Consider the following 14,447-nt stretch of genomic DNA (forward strand, 5'->3'; position numbering starts at 1 on the left):
TCAGTTGTGCCTTTCGGTGGGAACGGGACTCTCGGTGGTGGTGGTGGGGGTGGAGCTGGTGGTGGTCGATGCGGATGCCGCGCCTTCGGCCCAGCGCTCGATCCGGCCGTAGAGGTCGGCGAGGGTGCGCCCGCGCATCGTGGGCGACTCGGTGGATCGCGACGAGGTCGGGCCGACCAACGCGGTGTCGGCACCGAGGGCGGCGGCGGGTGCGAGGTCGAACTCGAAGATGTCGCCGACGGAGAGCACCGGGCCACCGGTCAGCGCATCGCGGATCACGGGCACGAGACCGTCGGGCTTGCCGACCGAGAAATGCGTGGCGGCGAATGCCCCGGCGATGCCCCACGACTCGAGCAGGGCCATGACGCCGTCGCCGGGAGCATTCGTCGCGAGCACCAGGCGGGCATGCGCCCCGACCCGCTCGAGGAACGGGGCGAGCTCCTCGGGCGGGGAGACCGGAGCGTTTTCGGTTCCGAGCTGTGCGCGCGAGGCCAGGTAGGCGTCGCCGAGCACCTCGCCCGAGACTCCCGCGGCGACGGCGACGCCGGTGACGGCGCCGTACCCGTCGCGGTGGTCGGCATCACCGGATTCGTACGCCGACAGCGCGGCCCCGGCCCGGCCGACGAATCCATCGTCTCCCATGCGATCGGCGATGGCCCGGGCGAAGGCCGTGATCGGCCCGTCGCCGAGGGCGATCGTGCCGTCGAAGTCGAAGATGATGGTGGGGTTCACTGCGCTCCTTCGTGCCCGCAGCGACCCTGCGGGATCCGGTCGGACGTTGCGTCCATACTCGCCGATAAGTATGGACGTAATGACCACCGCACGTAAACACCTTGTGAACTCCGGCCCTCCGCGCGCCCTCTACGCTGGGTCCCGATGATCGAGAGGCTGGACGCGGCGGCACTCCGGGCACGGGACGATCCCGGATCCGTCCTCGACGCGCATCCATGGCTGGGCACCGCGATCGACGCGGATGCGGCTGCCGATCGCTTCGGCGCCTGGGCCGGCTCGACGGTCATGGACGAGCACGCCGGAACGGCCGTCGTGCCGCCGGCGCTCTTCGCCGCGCTGCACGCGCGCGCGGGAATCGACGCCCGATGGCCGATCGGCAACGCCGGCCTGCTGCACGTCTACGGGTACCTGCTGTCGACGACCCCGACGCCGTACGGCCTCAAGCGCGAGCGGTGGATGGACGGCGCGCTCGCGCGAGCATACGGGCTCCCCGCCGATGCGTTCGTGCCGTGGGCGCAGTCGCGCACGCTGCTCGACCGGGTGACGACGGCCGCGAGCAGACTGCTCGCCGACCATGCGACGCGGAGCTGCGACATCCGCGGGCTGGAATCGACCATGGCGCTCGCCCGCGAACGAGGCGAGGGCCCGTGGGCCCTCGCCTACTCGGTGCACGGCCGACTCGTGACGACGTTCCCGGTCACGTCCGCAGAAGCCGTGCTCGCGGAATGGGATGCCGCACCCGCCCGACTTCGCTGGAACGCGGTGGCGTGACGGGTCGCGGCACATCGGTCGTAGGATGAACCCGACCGCCGATCCGCTCTGATCGGTTGTGATGGCCCGGGATTGGGCCGTGAGTCCTCGACACCTGTCGAAGTCCGCACCGAACCGTCCCGGAGGATCCATGCCCATTTCCCGCCGTCACCCCCTCTCCCGTCGGTCGAGCAGGCGCGCCGACGCCGCATCGCGACCCGCCGGACGGGGTCTCGATACGCTGCGCTCCTCGGCCGCCGGCCTCGCACTGCTCGCAGGCGCCGTGCTGCTGGCAGGCTGCGCGACCCCGGCCGGCGCCGACGACGCCGACGCCGCGGCCGAGGCCGGCACCGCGGCATCCGGCTACCCGATCACGATCGACAACTGCGGCACCGAGGTCACCCTCGAGTCCGCGCCCGAGCGCGTGCTCACCATCAAGTCCTCGACGCTCGAGCTCATGCTCGCGCTCGGCCTCGCCGACCGCGTGATCGGCTCGGCGTTCAGCGACGGCCCCCTGCCCGACGACCTCGCCGACGCGGCATCCGGAATCGACGTCGTCTCCGACAAGGTGCCCTCTCAGGAGGCGACACTCGCCCTCGAGCCCGACCTCGTCTTCGCCGGCTGGGAGTCCAACCTCTCGGCCGAGGGCGCGGGCGAGCGCGACGCCCTCGCGAAGCTCGGCGTCGCCAGCTACGTCGCCCCCGCCGCGTGCAAGGGCGCCGGGTACATGCCCGATCCGCTCACCTTCGACGAGGTCTTCCGCGAGTTCACCGAGGCGGGCGACGTCTTCGGGGCCCCGGATGCCGCGGCCGACCTCGTGGCGCAGCAGCAGGCGGATCTCGACGCGATCGAACCGAACGACGAGGGCCTCACGGCGCTCTGGTACAGCTCGGGCGACGAGACGCCCTACGTCGGAGCCGGCATCGGCGCGCCGCAGATGATCATGGCCGCCGCGGGGCTCGACAACATCGCCGCCGACGTGCACGACACCTGGACGTCGATGAGCTGGGAGGCCATCGTCGACGCGAACCCCGACGTGATCGTGCTCGTCGACGCCGCCTGGAACACGGCCGACCAGAAGATCGCCCAGCTCGAGGCGAACCCGGCGACCGCCGCCCTGCCCGCCGTGCAGGAGCAGCGCTACGTCGTGCTCGACTTCCCGTCGACCGAGGCCGGCGTGCGCAACGTCGGCGCGGTCGCCTCGACGGTCGAGCAGCTCACGGCGCTCGGACTCTGATGAAGACCGCCGGTCGGGCAGTGAGCGCGGATGGCGCCGGCCGAGTGGCGAGCGCGAGTGCCGCCGGTCGAGTAGCGAGCGCAGCGAGACCAGACGCCTCCTCGGATGCGGGGTCTCGATACGGTGCCGACGCGCCTGCTCGACCGGCGGACGGCGCCGGAGCGCCTGCTCGACCGGCGGACGGCGCGCCTGCTCGACCGCCGGGTCGGCGTTCGGGCGCGAAGGCCCTCGGCACCGCGGCCTGGGGCGTGCTGCTCGCCGTGGCGCTCGTGGGCTCCGTCATCCTCGCCGTGACGATCGGCCCGGCATCACTGGCCCCCTCCGACGTGTTCGCGAGCATCGGCGCGCATCTCGGGTTCGGCGAGCCGACGCTCTCGACCATCCGCGACGGCATCGTCTGGGAGCTGCGCATGCCGCGCGTGCTGACCGCCGCGGCCGTCGGCGCCGGGCTCGCCCTCTGCGGCGCGGTCATGCAGGCGCTGACCCGCAACCCGCTCGCCGACCCCTACCTGCTCGGCCTCTCGGCGGGTGCCTCGGTCGGCGCGGTCATCGTGATCGTGCTCGGGGCGGCGCTCGTGCTGCCGCTCGCCGCGTTCGCCGGCGCCCTCGCCGCCCTCGCCGCGACGCTCGGCCTCGCGAGGGCCGCCGGTGCGCTGACGCCGACGCGCACGGTGCTCGCCGGCCTCGCGGTGTCGAGCGTCTTCGGCGCGGTCACGAGCCTCGTCATCTTCTGGAGCGCCACGGGCGACAGCTACCGCGAGATCCTGAACTGGCTGCTCGGCTCGCTCGCCGGCACCGACTGGAACTCGTTCCTGCTCGCCGGCGGGGCCCTGCTCGTCGTCGGCATCCCGCTGCTCGCGAGCGCCCGCACGCTCGACGCGTTCGCGTTCGGCGACACCGCGGCCGCCGCTCTCGGCATCGACGTCGGCCGCAGCCGCGCACTGCTGCTCACCGGCACCGCCCTGCTCACCGGCGCGCTCGTCGCGGTCAGCGGGTCGATCGGCTTCGTCGGCCTGATCCTGCCGCACGCCGTGCGCCTGCTCGTCGGCGCGCGGCATCGAGCACTGCTGCCGCTCTCGGCCCTCGCCGGAGCGCTCTTCCTCGTCTGGGCTGACACCGGGGCGCGCACCCTGTTCGATCCGCGCGAACTGCCCGTCGGCATCCTCACCGCCCTCATCGGCGGACCGGTCTTCGCCGTGCTGCTCATGCGGTCGCGGAGCATCTCATGATCCGCGGGGCCGGCGTGGACGGCACCCGGATCGACGCCGAGCCGGTCGTGGCCGACCCGAGGTCGGGCGCCGGGCACGCGGCATCCGCTGCCCGTCCCGGCCGGGACGCCGGCCTCGAGACCTCGCGCCTGGGCTTCACGCGCGCCGGCCGCCTCGTCGTCGACGGCGTCGACATCACGGCGCCCGCGGGGTCGGTGAGCGCGCTGCTCGGCCCGAACGGCGCAGGCAAGTCGACGCTGCTGCACCTCATCGCCGGCCTCGAGCGAGCGGATGCCGGCGGGGTCGCGCTCGGCGGTCGCGACCTGGGCTCGGGCAGCCGTCGCGACCGCGCCCGCCGCATCGCCATCGCCGAACAGGAGGTGCGCGATGCCCCCAACCTCACCGTGCGCGAGGTCGTGGAGCTCGGACGCACGCCGCACCTCGGCTTCTGGGGCGCCCAGAGCGACGACGACCGTGCGATCGTCGACCGCTGCCTCGCCGACACCGAGCTCGCGGCGTTCGCGGACCGCGGCTACGCGACGCTCTCGGGCGGCGAGCGCCAGCGCGTGAACCTCGCCCGTTCGCTCGCCCAGCAGCCGGAACTGCTCCTGCTCGACGAACCGACCAACCACCTCGACGTGCGAGCACAGCTCGGCACGCTCGCGCTGCTCCGGCGGCTCGCGGCGGCGGGTGCGGATCGCGGCCTCACCGTGCTCGCGGCACTGCACGACCTCAACCTCGCGGCGGCGTTCGCCGACCACGTGGTGGTGCTCGCCGAAGGGCGGGTCGCGGCATCCGGAAGCCCGCTCTCGGTGCTCACGCCCGAGCGCATCGCCGCGGTCTGGGGCGTGGAGGCCGAGGTGCTCGAGCATCCCGTCACCGGCCGCGCCGTGATCGCGTTCACCTCGCTGACCGACGGATCGTCGGAGGGGTGGGCCGACGGAATGTCGGAGGATCCGAGCGCTCCCAGGCCGTAGACGAGCTGCCGCACGAATCCTCCGACATCTCGGCCACGAGCACGGACCGTCGCGGTGTCGAGCAGCAGCGCGCCCGCCGGGGCCGTGGCCCAGACGCCCCCGGCCGCCGCGCAGACCTCGCGCACGTGCTCGTTGCGCGGCAGCGAGGTGAAGACGGCGTCGACGCCCGCGACGGCCTCGGCGAGGCACACGCACACGCGCACGCCCCGCTCGGCCGCGAGCAGGCGAGCCGTTCCGTCGAGGTCGAATCCGCGCACCTCGTGCCCTGCCGCGACCAGGTGGGCCGACATGGCCCCGCCCATGTGCCCGAGTCCGATCCATCCGATGGCGGCCATGGCTCCTCCTCCGACGTCGTCGTCGCGCTGCCTCGCAGACTCCACGCTACGCCGCGCACGCGAGAGGCCCCGAACCCTTGTCCCGGCCCGGCGCCTCTGCCACCATCGGACGGGTGACCCGATCCGATCGACGCCTCGGCGTCGCCGGATGCCTCGCCCTCGCCGCGGCATCCCTCAGCCTCCTGACCTCATGCGCGGCGCCTTCGACGGCCGGCGAACCTGCGGCCTCGACCCCGCCGCCGACGCCCACGACACCGGCCGAGCTGGCCGCCTCGATCGTCACGATCGACATGCCCGAGCTCGCGCCGTACCCCGAGCAGGATCCTCCGCTCAGCGACGCGGAGGCGGAGGCGAAGCGGGTCGAGACCGCCGACCAGATGTGGCAGGGCGTGCTCGCGACCTACCCCGATGCGGTGCGGCCGGCCGACCCGTTCGCGGGCTACCTCTCCGACGAGGAGCGCAAGGCGCCGTTGCGCGAATGCCTCGAGGCGGCCGGGGTCGCGATCGACGAAGGACACTCCCTGAACCCCGACGACCCGCCGTCGATCGGGTGGTCGACCAGCACCGAGGCGGAGGCCGTCGCCGCGTACGCCTGCGATGCCGCCCACCCCGTGAAGATCACGCATTCCCAGCCGAGTGACGCGGAGCTCGGCTGGATCTACGACTACATGGTCGCGTTCTACGGTCCCTGCCTCGAGGCGAACGGCGTCGACGTGCCCCCGCCGCCCGGTCGCGACGTGTGGGTCGAGACATGGCCCGGGTACGTCTGGTTCCCGTCGTACTTCGACGACCCGCGGTTCTTCGACATGACGTTCGAGCTCGAGACCGCGATCCGCACGGCGTGCCCCGACCCCGACACGTACCTGCAGGCGCATCCCGAGATCCGCTGACGCATCCGACAGGGCGCCCCGGTCGTCGAACCGGAGCGTCCCGAGTCGGTGGACGGCTTCAGGTGCCGGGCCGCCGAACCCCGTCGGTGCCGGCCGAGTCACGATTCACGAGCCGCTGGCGATCGGCGCCGACACGCCGCCGGCCCTCAGCCCGCCGCGCGGGCGCGCAGCCGCGGCGCGAGGTCCCGCTCGAACAGCTGCAGGAAGCGCCGCTGGTCGTGCCCGGGCGCGTGGAACACGAGGTGGTTGAAGCCCCAGTCCATGTACTGGCCGATCTGCTCGACGACCGTATCGGGGTCGGTTCCGACGATCCAGCGCTTGGCGATCGTCTCGATGGGCAGCGCGTCGGCGGCCCGCTCCATCTCGACGGGGTCGGTGATGTCGTGCTTCTGCTCCTTCGAGAGCGAGAGCGGCGACCAGAAGCGCGTGTTGTCGAGCGCGGCCTCCTCGGTCTCCTCATACGAGAGCTTGATCTCGATCATGCGGTCGTACTCGTCGAAGGTGCGGCCGTCGGTGCGGGCCGCGAGGCCCTCGCGGACCGCCGGCATGAGCTGGTCGGCGTAGAGCTCGGCGCCCTTGCCAGAGGTGCAGATGAAACCGTCGCCCGCGCGCCCGGCGTACTTGGCGACCTGGGGGCCGCCCGCCGCGATGTAGATCGGCACGCCGCCCTCTGGCCGGTCGTAGATCGACGCGTCGTGGGTCGAGTAGTACTCGCCCTCGAAGCTGACCTGGTCTTCATCGCTCCACAGCGCTCGCATGAGCCGCACCGACTCGCGCAGGCGCGCGTAGCGCTCGCGGAACTCGGGCCAGTTCTGCTCGCCCGCACCCTGGAAGCCCGTGGCGATCTCGTTGAGCGCCTCGCCCGAGCCGAAGCCGGCGATGACACGTCCGGGGTACAGCACGCCGAGCGACGCGAACGCCTGCGCGAGCACGGCCGGGTTGTAGCGGAAGGTCGGCGTCATGACGCTCGTGCCGATCTTGATGCTCGAGGTGCGCTCGCCGACCGCCGCCATCCAGGCGAGCGAGAACGGCGCGTGCCCGCCCGTGTGACGCCACGGCTGGAAGTGGTCGCTCGTGAAGACCGACTCCATGCCGTGCGATTCGGCGGCGACGGCGATCTCGACGAGCTCGCGCGGGTCGAACTGCTCGGCGCTGGCCTTGTATCCGAGGGTGAGGGTCATGCTGCTCCCTTTCTGGTGGAGTCGTCTGGGCGGTGAGGCCGGTGGTCGGGTTCGGCGCGGTCTTCGGCGCGGCCGCCCGTGCTGAGGGTGGTGCCGCCACGGTCGAATGCGCCACGGTCGAGCGCGCCCTCGGCGAGCGCGGCGACCGCCTCGGCCGTGTGCGGACCGATGCCGAGCTGCAGGGCGGCGTCGAGGGCGTCGATGGTGTCGACGTCGCGGCGCACGGGTGCGGCGAGCGCGGGCGGCACGTCGTGCGCGAGGTCGTGGAATCCGAGGGTGCGGTGCAGCGACGCCGAGTCGGCGCCGAACGCCGGCTCGAACCGCGTGTGCGCCGAGGCCGCCGCGAGCGTGGTGCCGGTCGCCTCGGCGTCGGGCATGAAGGCGAGCGGATGCCGCGACGCGGCGCCGAGCGTCGCGTCGAGCGATTCGGGGCTGAGCGAGGGCAGGTCGCCGAGCAGCACGGCGATGCCGCGATGGCTGCGCCCGGCCGCCGGATCCGAACCGTGCGCCGCGGGCGCGCCGGGGGCCGCGACGGCCTCGCCGCGCCCTGCTCCTGGGGCACCCGACGCGGCGCCGGACGTGCGGCGCGCCTCGGCGATGCCGTGCCGGATGGCGGCGGCGAGCGAACGGGGCTCGGGCTCCGCGACGACGGCGACGCCGTCGGGCACCTCGTCGACGTGGCCGCTGAGGTCGCCGACCACGATCACGCGCGCGACCCGCTCGGCTGCGAGCGCCGCGGCGATCGTGTCGAGGGCGAAGGCCCTCGCGAGTGCGGACCGGGTCGCCTCGTCGACCGACGGCGCGAGCCTGGACTTCGCCTCGACGAGCGGCTTCACGGGGATCACGACGTCGTAGGTCAGCATCTCGCCGCCTCGGAACGACCGATGCCGGGCAGGGCCCGCACGGCGACGGTCGAGGCATCCGCTCGCTCGGGGGCAGCGAGGCGCGCAACGCCGACGCCCGATGCGGTGAAGACCCGACTCATCGCACGAGCCTCGGCAGCACCTCGCGCCCGAAGACCTCGAGCCACTCGCGCTGGTTGCGTCCGACGTTGTGCAGGTAGATGCGATCGAACCCGAGGTCGATGCAGCGCTGGATGTGCGCGCGGTGCACGTCGGGGTCGCTCGAGACCGTGAGCCGGCCCGTGAAGTCTTCAGGCCGCACCGAGCGCGCGAGCTGCTCGAACTCGAAGGGCGAGCGGATGTCGCCGCGAGCGAAGCGCATGCCCGCGATGGGCCACTCGGTCAGGGCGTTCGCCATCGCCTCTTCGTCGCTCGGCGCCCACGAGAGGTGCAGCTGCAGCACGCGCGTCAGCCTGGACCGGTCGCGTCCGCCCTCGCGGGCGCCCTCGTCGAACTTCGCGAGCAGCACCCGCAGGCGCTCGTCGTCGGCGCCGGTCGTGATGATGCCGTCGACCTGGCGGCCGGCGCGCTTGGCAGTGACCGGACCCTGCGTGGCGACGTAGATCTCGGGGGCGACGGGCGGCATGGTCCAGAGCCGGGTGGTCTCGAGCCTGAAGTGCGGTCCGGCGTGGCGCACCTCGCGCCCTGCGATGGAGGCGGTGAAGAGCTTCTTGATCACGTCGACAGCCTCGAACATGCGGTTGATGCGCTCGTGCGCCTCGGGCCAGTAGGTGCCGACGACGTGCTCGTTGAGCGCCTCGCCCGAGCCGATGCCGAGCCAGTGCCGGCCGGGGTACATCGAGGCGAGGGTCGCGCTGGCCTGGGCGACCATGGCCGGGTGCCAGCGGAACGTCGGCGTCGTGACGCCCGGCCCGAGGTCGCCGGTCGTGCGCTCGCCGAGGGCCGCGAGCACGCTCCAGACGAACGAGGACTCGCCCTGCTGCGGCAGCCACGGCTGGAAGTGGTCGGACGCCATGACCCCCGTGAACCCGTGCCGCTCGGCGAGCGCGGCGAGCGCCACCGCCTCGGCGGGCGGGAACTGCTCGAGCATGGCGGCGTATCCGATGTGCACTGACACCCCTCCATCCTCCCGCTCCCGCGCGGGCATCGGGTCCGAATTCGCGAAGGTCGCCCGGTCACGGCGACCCGTGCCCATCATTCCGGATTCTGGATCCAAAATGCAAGAGAGTCGAAGGGATGCCTCGTGCCGGCGTCCGCCCGTCGGGTGAGCGCGCCGGCGCCGTCCGCTCGCTGATCGAGTGTCGCGCCGGCGCCGTACGCAGACCAGCGCCCCGCACAGGCCTCGATACGCTCGGCTACCCGACCGACCCGGTCAGCGCGGTGCGCGCACGCGCGGCGCCGGCCCCGCGGCATCCGCCGCCGCAGACTCGGCCTCGAGCAGCTCGAGCACCGCGTCGCGCACGCCGACGAGGTGGTCGCGCAGCACGCCGACCGCGCGTTCGACGTCGCGCGAGGCGACGGCCTCGATGAGCTGCTCGTGCGTGTGGCTGTGCTCGGCGTCGCCGACGAGCCGCCAGCCGAGCACGTGCCGGCCGACCTTGAGGCGCAGCTGCTCGATCATCTCCCACAGCACGGGCCGGTTCGCCGCGTCGTAGAGCTCGAAGTAGAACTCGGTGCGCGCGTCGACGAAGTCGGCGCCCTCCTGCTGCCGGTCGGCGGCCTTGCCGAGGTCGCGCAGGCGTGCGACCCGCGCGTCGTCGAGCCCCGCCATCGTGAGCCGGAGCGCCTCGACCTCGAGCAGCACGCGGATGTCGTAGACCTCCTTCGCCTGCGCGGGGGAGAGGGACTTGACGACCGCGCCGCGCCGATCGTGGAACTCCACGAGCCCGTCGGCCTCGAGCTGGATGAGCGCCGAGCGCACCGGGAGCCGCGAGACGCCGATGAGTTCGGCGAGCGTCTCCTGACGCAGCTTCTGCCCGGGCAGCAGGGCGCCGCTGAGGATCGCGTCCTTGAGGATGTCGTAGACCATCACGCCCACCGAGCGGTACCCCGTCGCGTGGCGGCCGGCGAGTTGCCGGAGGGCTGCGGCGCCGCCGTCACCGACGGCGGGGGCTGCGTTCTGCGCGCTCATGGCTCCCGAACGTAGCGGAAAACGCGCCTCGGCACCCGGTTCTGGATCCAGAATTCACGAACTGGGGTCGCCGGGCGACTCGCGCGGTCGCCCGCCCTACGAGTCGCGCCGCAGCGAGCCCTCGCTCTGCGACTCGTCGAATCCGTCGCGGTACCCGTTGTCGTACGCCTCGTCGGCGCCGACCCGGAAGAGGTCGAGGTCGGGCGCCCGCTGGATGCTGCGCGCGCCCGGCAGGTCGAGGGCGCCCACGTACCGGCCGAGGCCGCGCACGACGGCGACCGGCACCCCGGCGGACTTGCCCTTGACGAGCTCGGCGGCTGCGGCGATCTCGTCGGCCACGCACGGCATCGTGACCACGAGCGGCTTGCCCGAGGCATCCGCCCCGCCCCTGAGGTCGTCGAAGACGTGCACGCCGGCCGCGCCGATGGCGATGTCGGTCTGGCCCTCGCGCCACGGGCGGCCGAGCGTGTCGGAGAGGATCACCCCGATGCTGCGACCGGTGAGGGAGCGGATGCCGGTGGCCAGCGCCCGCGCGGACGCGTCGGGGTCGACCGGCAGCAGCAGCACGGTGCCGTCGGGCGCGTTCGACGCGTCGACGCCGGCCGCGGCGCCGATGATGCCCTGGCGGTTCTCGACGATGCGCGTGACCCCGCCCTCGTACTCGCGGGTCGCGACGACGCGCACGGTCTCGTCGGCGATCGCCTGCTCGCGATCGGCCGCGGCGACCACGCGCCCCTCGGCCTTGGACACGATCTTCGACGTCACCACGAGGATGTCGCCGTCCTGCAGCTCGGTCGCCCCCACGATGATGCCCGCGAGGTCGTCGCCCGTGCCGACCTCCGGCAGTCCCTCGATGCCTTCGACGCTGTATGCCACGGCTCCCCCGATCTCCTCCGACGATCTTCGCAGTTCCACGGGGGCCGGGGCCAGTCGGCGCGGGTACCGCTCGGCGGCGACCGTCGCAAGGGGTTGCCCCCGCGGCATCCGCTCGCCCTACCATCGAGCATGGACGCCCACCTCGACGTCGCACCCGACGACGGCCGCAACGAGACCGCCAACCAGCGCAGCGATCGCAACTGGAACGAGATCCTGCAGGAGTTGCGCGTCGCGCTGACCGGAACCCAGCTCATCGGCGGCTTCCTCATCGCGGTGGCGTTCCAGCCGCGGTTCGACCACCTCGACGACTACCAGCTGACGCTCTACCTGGTGCTCGTCGCGCTCGCCGGGCTGGCGACCGTCATCGGTCTCGCGCCCGTGACCCTGCACCGGGCGCTGTTCCGCCGGCAGGTCAAGGAGCGGCTCGTGACGACCGGCAACCGGCTGCTCGTGGCCCACCTCACCGTGGTCGGCCTGCTGCTCGTCGGCGTGACCTCGCTCGTGTTCGACGTGGCCGTCTCGCGTCAGGCCGGGTGGTGGGCGCTCGGCGTCGGGGCCGTCGTGGTCCTCGTCGCCTGGATCGTGCTGCCCCGGCTGCGCGCCTCCGCCGACCGCGACGAGGGGGCCGCCTCCTGAGCCCGGTCGGGAGTCGCGGGCGTTCCGGGCGTTCCGGGCGTTCCGTCGAGCACCCCCGAGCGGATGCCTCGTGCGCGTGCTCGCGGCATCCGTCGTCGTTCATCGGTGTCGGTCGCCGACCGTAGGCTTGAACCCATGCGCATCGCCACCTGGAACGTCAACTCGATCCGCACCCGCGTCGACCGCACGGTCGACTGGATGGTGCGCGAAGACGTCGACGTGCTGGCCATGCAGGAGATCAAGTGCAAGCCCGAGCAGTTCCCGCTCGAGGCGTTCGAGGCCGCGGGCTACGAGGTCGCGATCCACGGCCTCAACCAGTGGAACGGCGTGGCCATCGCGAGCCGCTCGCCCATCGAAGACGTCTCGATCGAGTTCCCCGGCATGCCCGGGTTCCTCAAGGGCCACGAGGGCCCAGACCTGCCGAAAGAGGCGCGGGCGCTCGGGGCCACCGTCGACGGCGTGCGGCTCTGGAGCCTCTACGTGCCCAACGGCCGCTCGCTCGACGACCCGCACTACGTCTACAAGCTCGACTGGCTCGCCGCGCTCACCGAGTACACGCGCGCCGAGACCTCGGCCCACCCCGGCCGGCCGTTCGCGCTCATGGGCGACTTCAACATCGTGCCGTTCGACCACGACAACAACGACCCAACGGTCATCGAGGGCGTCACCACGCATGTCTCGCCCGCCGAGCGCGAGGCGTTCTTCGGCTTCGAGGCCGCCGGCGTCACCGACGTCGTGCGCCCGCTCGTGCCAGAGGGCTTCACCTACTGGGACTACAAGCAGCTGCGCTTCCCGCGCAACGAGGGCCTGCGCATCGACTTCATCCTCGGGTCGGCGGCCTTCGCCGACGCCGTGACCGGTGCCTCGATCCACCGCAACGAGCGCAAGGGCACGGCCCCGAGCGACCACGTGCCCGTGCTCGTCGACCTCGATCTCGGGGGCGACGACGACGATCGCCCCATGATCTTCTAGCGGGTCGCCATGAACCGCCGCAGAGCCGGCACCACCACGGCGGCGATCGCCGTCGCCGCCGCGCTCGCGCTCACGGCGTGCGTGCCCGAGCCCGCCCCAGAGCCCCCGGCAACGGTCCGGGTCGAGGTGCGCGCGCCCGAGGCACCGCTCACCGTCATCGACGAGGCGGATCCCTCGGCCGCGTCCATCGCCGCGAGCTCGGCGCTCTTCGCCTCGTCGCCCGTCGTCGTCATCAGTCCCGCCATCGTCGATCTCATCACCGAGGGTTCGGAGATCGCGGTCGAGCTCGGCGTGCCGCAACTGGTCGCGCCGAGCGGCGATGCCGACCAGACCGCGCCGGAGGCGAGCGGGTCGGCGACGGCTTCGGCTTCGGCTTCGGCTTCGTCGTCAACGACCGCAACCGTGACCGCAGCTGCGGGCGCGAGCGCGAGCGCCGCGGCATCCGACCCGTTCGGCGCCGAACTCGACCGGCTGGGCGTCACGCATGTCGTCTGGATCGAGGTCGACGGCGACGAAGAGGTGGAGTTCGGCGACCGCGAGGTCGTCCGGGTCGAGGGCCCCGACGCGGCATCCGACGCCGCGACCGCGCTCGAGGAAGCCGACCTCGACCTCGCGCACGACCCGTCGCCGGCCATCGTGCTCGTCACCGACGACGCCGGCGACCTCGATGCCGCACCGACGGCGACCGCCAGGGCGTCGGGCGCGACGATCCAGCTGCTGCCCGCGGCCGATCCGAACCCGCAGCGCTCCGCCGAGGCGGTCGAGGCGCTCCATGCGGCCGACGGAGCGCCGGCGATCGCGATCGGCGCCGGGCTCGCGGCATCCGCGGCCCTCGACTGGCAGGTGCGCACGGCCCGCACCGGTGTGCAGCTGCCCGGCGGCGGCCAGGTGCTCTTTCCCGAGCACCTGCTCGTGGCCGAGTACGGCAAGCCCGATTCGCCGTCGCTCGGCATCCTGGGCGAACAGCCGATGGCGAAGAGCATCGACCGCGCGGCGAAGCTCGCGGCCACGTACGACGACCTCACCGACCGCACGGTCATGCCCACGCTCGAGATCATCACGACGCTCGCCTCCGGCACGCCCACGCCCGACGGCGACTACTCGAGCGAGCCCGACGCCGCCGACCTGCTGCCCTGGATCGAGGCCGCGGGCGAGGCCGGGCAGTACGTCGTGCTCGACCTGCAGCCCGGGCGCGACACCTTCGCGGCGCAGCTCGACGAGTACCGCTCGCTGCTCGCGTACCCGTGGGTCGGACTCGCACTCGACCCCGAATGGCGGCTCGATGCGAACCAGCACCACCTCGTCGACATCGGACAGGTCGACGCGAGCGAGGTCGACGAGGTCATCGACGAGCTCGCCGCGATCTGCGACGAACACGACCTGCCGCCCAAGCTGCTCGTGCTGCACCAGTTCCGCGGCGACATGATCCTGCACCGCGACCGCATCCGACTCGACCGGCCAGAGGTCTCGGTGCTCTTCCACATCGACGGCAACGGCACGCAGCCGGCGAAGCAGGCGACCTGGCGCGCCCTCTACGATCCGACGCTCGACGCCGCCTGGGGCTGGAAGAACTTCATCGACGAAGACGCTCCGATGCTCACGCCCAAGCAGACCATGACCGAGATCGACCCCGTGCCCGACCTCGTGTCGTACCAGTGA

Annotated in this window: 15 protein-coding genes and 1 pseudogene; 8 read left to right on the forward strand and 8 right to left on the reverse strand. The window is 72.7% G+C overall.

Annotated features, from left to right (window positions below):
• Positions 1–732: an HAD family hydrolase gene (locus AC3IPY_RS18500; RefSeq protein ID WP_489185745.1), complete on the reverse strand. Its 732-nt coding sequence runs from the start codon at positions 730–732 to the stop codon at positions 1–3.
• A gap of 144 nt (positions 733–876) precedes the next feature.
• On the opposite strand from AC3IPY_RS18500, the gene AC3IPY_RS18505 reads away from it, so the two are divergent.
• The 4 genes from AC3IPY_RS18505 (at position 877) to AC3IPY_RS18520 (ending at position 4,904) form a co-directional block, all read left to right on the forward strand.
• Positions 877–1,503, forward strand: coding sequence for an amino acid deaminase (locus AC3IPY_RS18505; protein ID WP_489185746.1), 627 nt, complete (start codon positions 877–879; stop codon positions 1,501–1,503).
• Positions 1,504–1,633: 130 nt separating this feature from the next.
• Positions 1,634–2,719: a putative F420-0 ABC transporter substrate-binding protein gene (locus tag AC3IPY_RS18510; protein WP_489185747.1), complete on the forward strand. Its 1,086-nt coding sequence runs from the start codon at positions 1,634–1,636 to the stop codon at positions 2,717–2,719.
• 248 nt (positions 2,720–2,967) lie between these two features.
• Positions 2,968–3,948, forward strand: coding sequence for a putative F420-0 ABC transporter permease subunit (locus tag AC3IPY_RS18515; protein ID WP_489185748.1), 981 nt, complete (start codon positions 2,968–2,970; stop codon positions 3,946–3,948).
• Positions 3,945–4,904: a putative F420-0 ABC transporter ATP-binding protein gene (locus tag AC3IPY_RS18520; RefSeq protein ID WP_489185749.1), complete on the forward strand. Its 960-nt coding sequence runs from the start codon at positions 3,945–3,947 to the stop codon at positions 4,902–4,904. Before AC3IPY_RS18515 ends, AC3IPY_RS18520 begins: the two co-directional genes overlap by 4 nt.
• Before the next feature lie 98 nt (positions 4,905–5,002).
• Here AC3IPY_RS18520 and AC3IPY_RS18525 read toward each other — a convergent pair.
• Positions 5,003–5,410 (reverse strand): annotated as a pseudogene (locus tag AC3IPY_RS18525) (NAD(P)-binding domain-containing protein); the annotation flags it as partial.
• Here AC3IPY_RS18525 and AC3IPY_RS18530 point away from each other — a divergent pair.
• Positions 5,353–6,129, forward strand: coding sequence for a hypothetical protein (locus AC3IPY_RS18530; protein WP_489185750.1), 777 nt, complete (start codon positions 5,353–5,355; stop codon positions 6,127–6,129). The pseudogene AC3IPY_RS18525 and the gene AC3IPY_RS18530 overlap by 58 nt on opposite strands.
• A gap of 146 nt (positions 6,130–6,275) precedes the next feature.
• On the opposite strand, the gene fgd is transcribed toward AC3IPY_RS18530, so the two are convergent.
• The 6 genes from fgd to cofE all read right to left on the reverse strand — a co-directional run bounded on the left by fgd (position 6,276) and on the right by cofE (position 11,180).
• On the reverse strand, positions 6,276–7,310 hold the full coding sequence (gene fgd / locus AC3IPY_RS18535) for a glucose-6-phosphate dehydrogenase (coenzyme-F420) (RefSeq protein ID WP_489185751.1): 1,035 nt from the start codon (positions 7,308–7,310) through the stop codon (positions 6,276–6,278).
• Positions 7,307–8,173 carry a CofC family guanylyltransferase gene (locus AC3IPY_RS18540; protein ID WP_489185752.1) on the reverse strand — a complete coding sequence of 289 codons (867 nt, stop codon included), beginning with the start codon at positions 8,171–8,173 and terminating at the stop codon, positions 7,307–7,309. The genes fgd and AC3IPY_RS18540 overlap by 4 nt, the downstream gene beginning before the upstream one ends.
• Positions 8,167–8,295, reverse strand: coding sequence for a hypothetical protein (locus AC3IPY_RS18545; protein WP_489185753.1), 129 nt, complete (start codon positions 8,293–8,295; stop codon positions 8,167–8,169). Before AC3IPY_RS18545 ends, AC3IPY_RS18540 begins: the two co-directional genes overlap by 7 nt.
• On the reverse strand, positions 8,292–9,320 hold the full coding sequence (locus AC3IPY_RS18550) for a TIGR03557 family F420-dependent LLM class oxidoreductase (protein WP_489185754.1): 1,029 nt from the start codon (positions 9,318–9,320) through the stop codon (positions 8,292–8,294). Before AC3IPY_RS18550 ends, AC3IPY_RS18545 begins: the two co-directional genes overlap by 4 nt.
• Positions 9,321–9,545: 225 nt before the next feature.
• Positions 9,546–10,304, reverse strand: a complete 759-nt coding sequence (locus AC3IPY_RS18555) for a GntR family transcriptional regulator (protein ID WP_489185755.1) — start codon at positions 10,302–10,304, stop codon at positions 9,546–9,548.
• A gap of 96 nt (positions 10,305–10,400) precedes the next feature.
• Complete coding sequence (cofE, locus tag AC3IPY_RS18560; protein WP_489185756.1) at positions 10,401–11,180, reverse strand: coenzyme F420-0:L-glutamate ligase; 780 nt, start codon at positions 11,178–11,180, stop codon at positions 10,401–10,403.
• A gap of 129 nt (positions 11,181–11,309) precedes the next feature.
• Here cofE and AC3IPY_RS18565 point away from each other — a divergent pair, with 129 nt between their 5' ends.
• The 3 genes from AC3IPY_RS18565 (at position 11,310) to AC3IPY_RS18575 (ending at position 14,447) form a co-directional block, all read left to right on the forward strand.
• A complete protein-coding gene (locus AC3IPY_RS18565) occupies positions 11,310–11,816 on the forward strand; it encodes a DUF6328 family protein (protein WP_489185757.1) in 507 nt (168 codons plus the stop codon).
• Positions 11,817–11,951: 135 nt separating this feature from the next.
• Positions 11,952–12,788: an exodeoxyribonuclease III gene (locus AC3IPY_RS18570; protein WP_489185758.1), complete on the forward strand. Its 837-nt coding sequence runs from the start codon at positions 11,952–11,954 to the stop codon at positions 12,786–12,788.
• A gap of 9 nt (positions 12,789–12,797) precedes the next feature.
• Positions 12,798–14,447, forward strand: coding sequence for a hypothetical protein (locus tag AC3IPY_RS18575; protein ID WP_489185759.1), 1,650 nt, complete (start codon positions 12,798–12,800; stop codon positions 14,445–14,447).

This window comes from Agromyces sp. GL_144 (assembly GCF_057834305.1).

Excerpts from the sequence above, each read along its gene's own strand:
- AC3IPY_RS18505 (WP_489185746.1), top strand. The coding sequence starts at position 877 with ATGATCGAGAGGCTGGACGCGGCGGCACTCCGGGCACGGGACGATCCC.
- AC3IPY_RS18510 (WP_489185747.1), top strand. The coding sequence starts at position 1,634 with ATGCCCATTTCCCGCCGTCACCCCCTCTCCCGTCGGTCGAGCAGGCGC.
- AC3IPY_RS18520 (WP_489185749.1), top strand. The coding sequence starts at position 3,945 with ATGATCCGCGGGGCCGGCGTGGACGGCACCCGGATCGACGCCGAGCCG.
- fgd (WP_489185751.1), bottom strand. The coding sequence starts at position 7,310 with ATGACCCTCACCCTCGGATACAAGGCCAGCGCCGAGCAGTTCGACCCG.
- AC3IPY_RS18540 (WP_489185752.1), bottom strand. The coding sequence starts at position 8,173 with ATGCTGACCTACGACGTCGTGATCCCCGTGAAGCCGCTCGTCGAGGCG.
- AC3IPY_RS18545 (WP_489185753.1), bottom strand. The coding sequence starts at position 8,295 with ATGAGTCGGGTCTTCACCGCATCGGGCGTCGGCGTTGCGCGCCTCGCT.
- AC3IPY_RS18550 (WP_489185754.1), bottom strand. The coding sequence starts at position 9,320 with ATGCCCGCGCGGGAGCGGGAGGATGGAGGGGTGTCAGTGCACATCGGA.
- AC3IPY_RS18555 (WP_489185755.1), bottom strand. The coding sequence starts at position 10,304 with ATGAGCGCGCAGAACGCAGCCCCCGCCGTCGGTGACGGCGGCGCCGCA.
- AC3IPY_RS18565 (WP_489185757.1), top strand. The coding sequence starts at position 11,310 with ATGGACGCCCACCTCGACGTCGCACCCGACGACGGCCGCAACGAGACC.
- AC3IPY_RS18570 (WP_489185758.1), top strand. The coding sequence starts at position 11,952 with ATGCGCATCGCCACCTGGAACGTCAACTCGATCCGCACCCGCGTCGAC.
- AC3IPY_RS18575 (WP_489185759.1), top strand. The coding sequence starts at position 12,798 with ATGAACCGCCGCAGAGCCGGCACCACCACGGCGGCGATCGCCGTCGCC.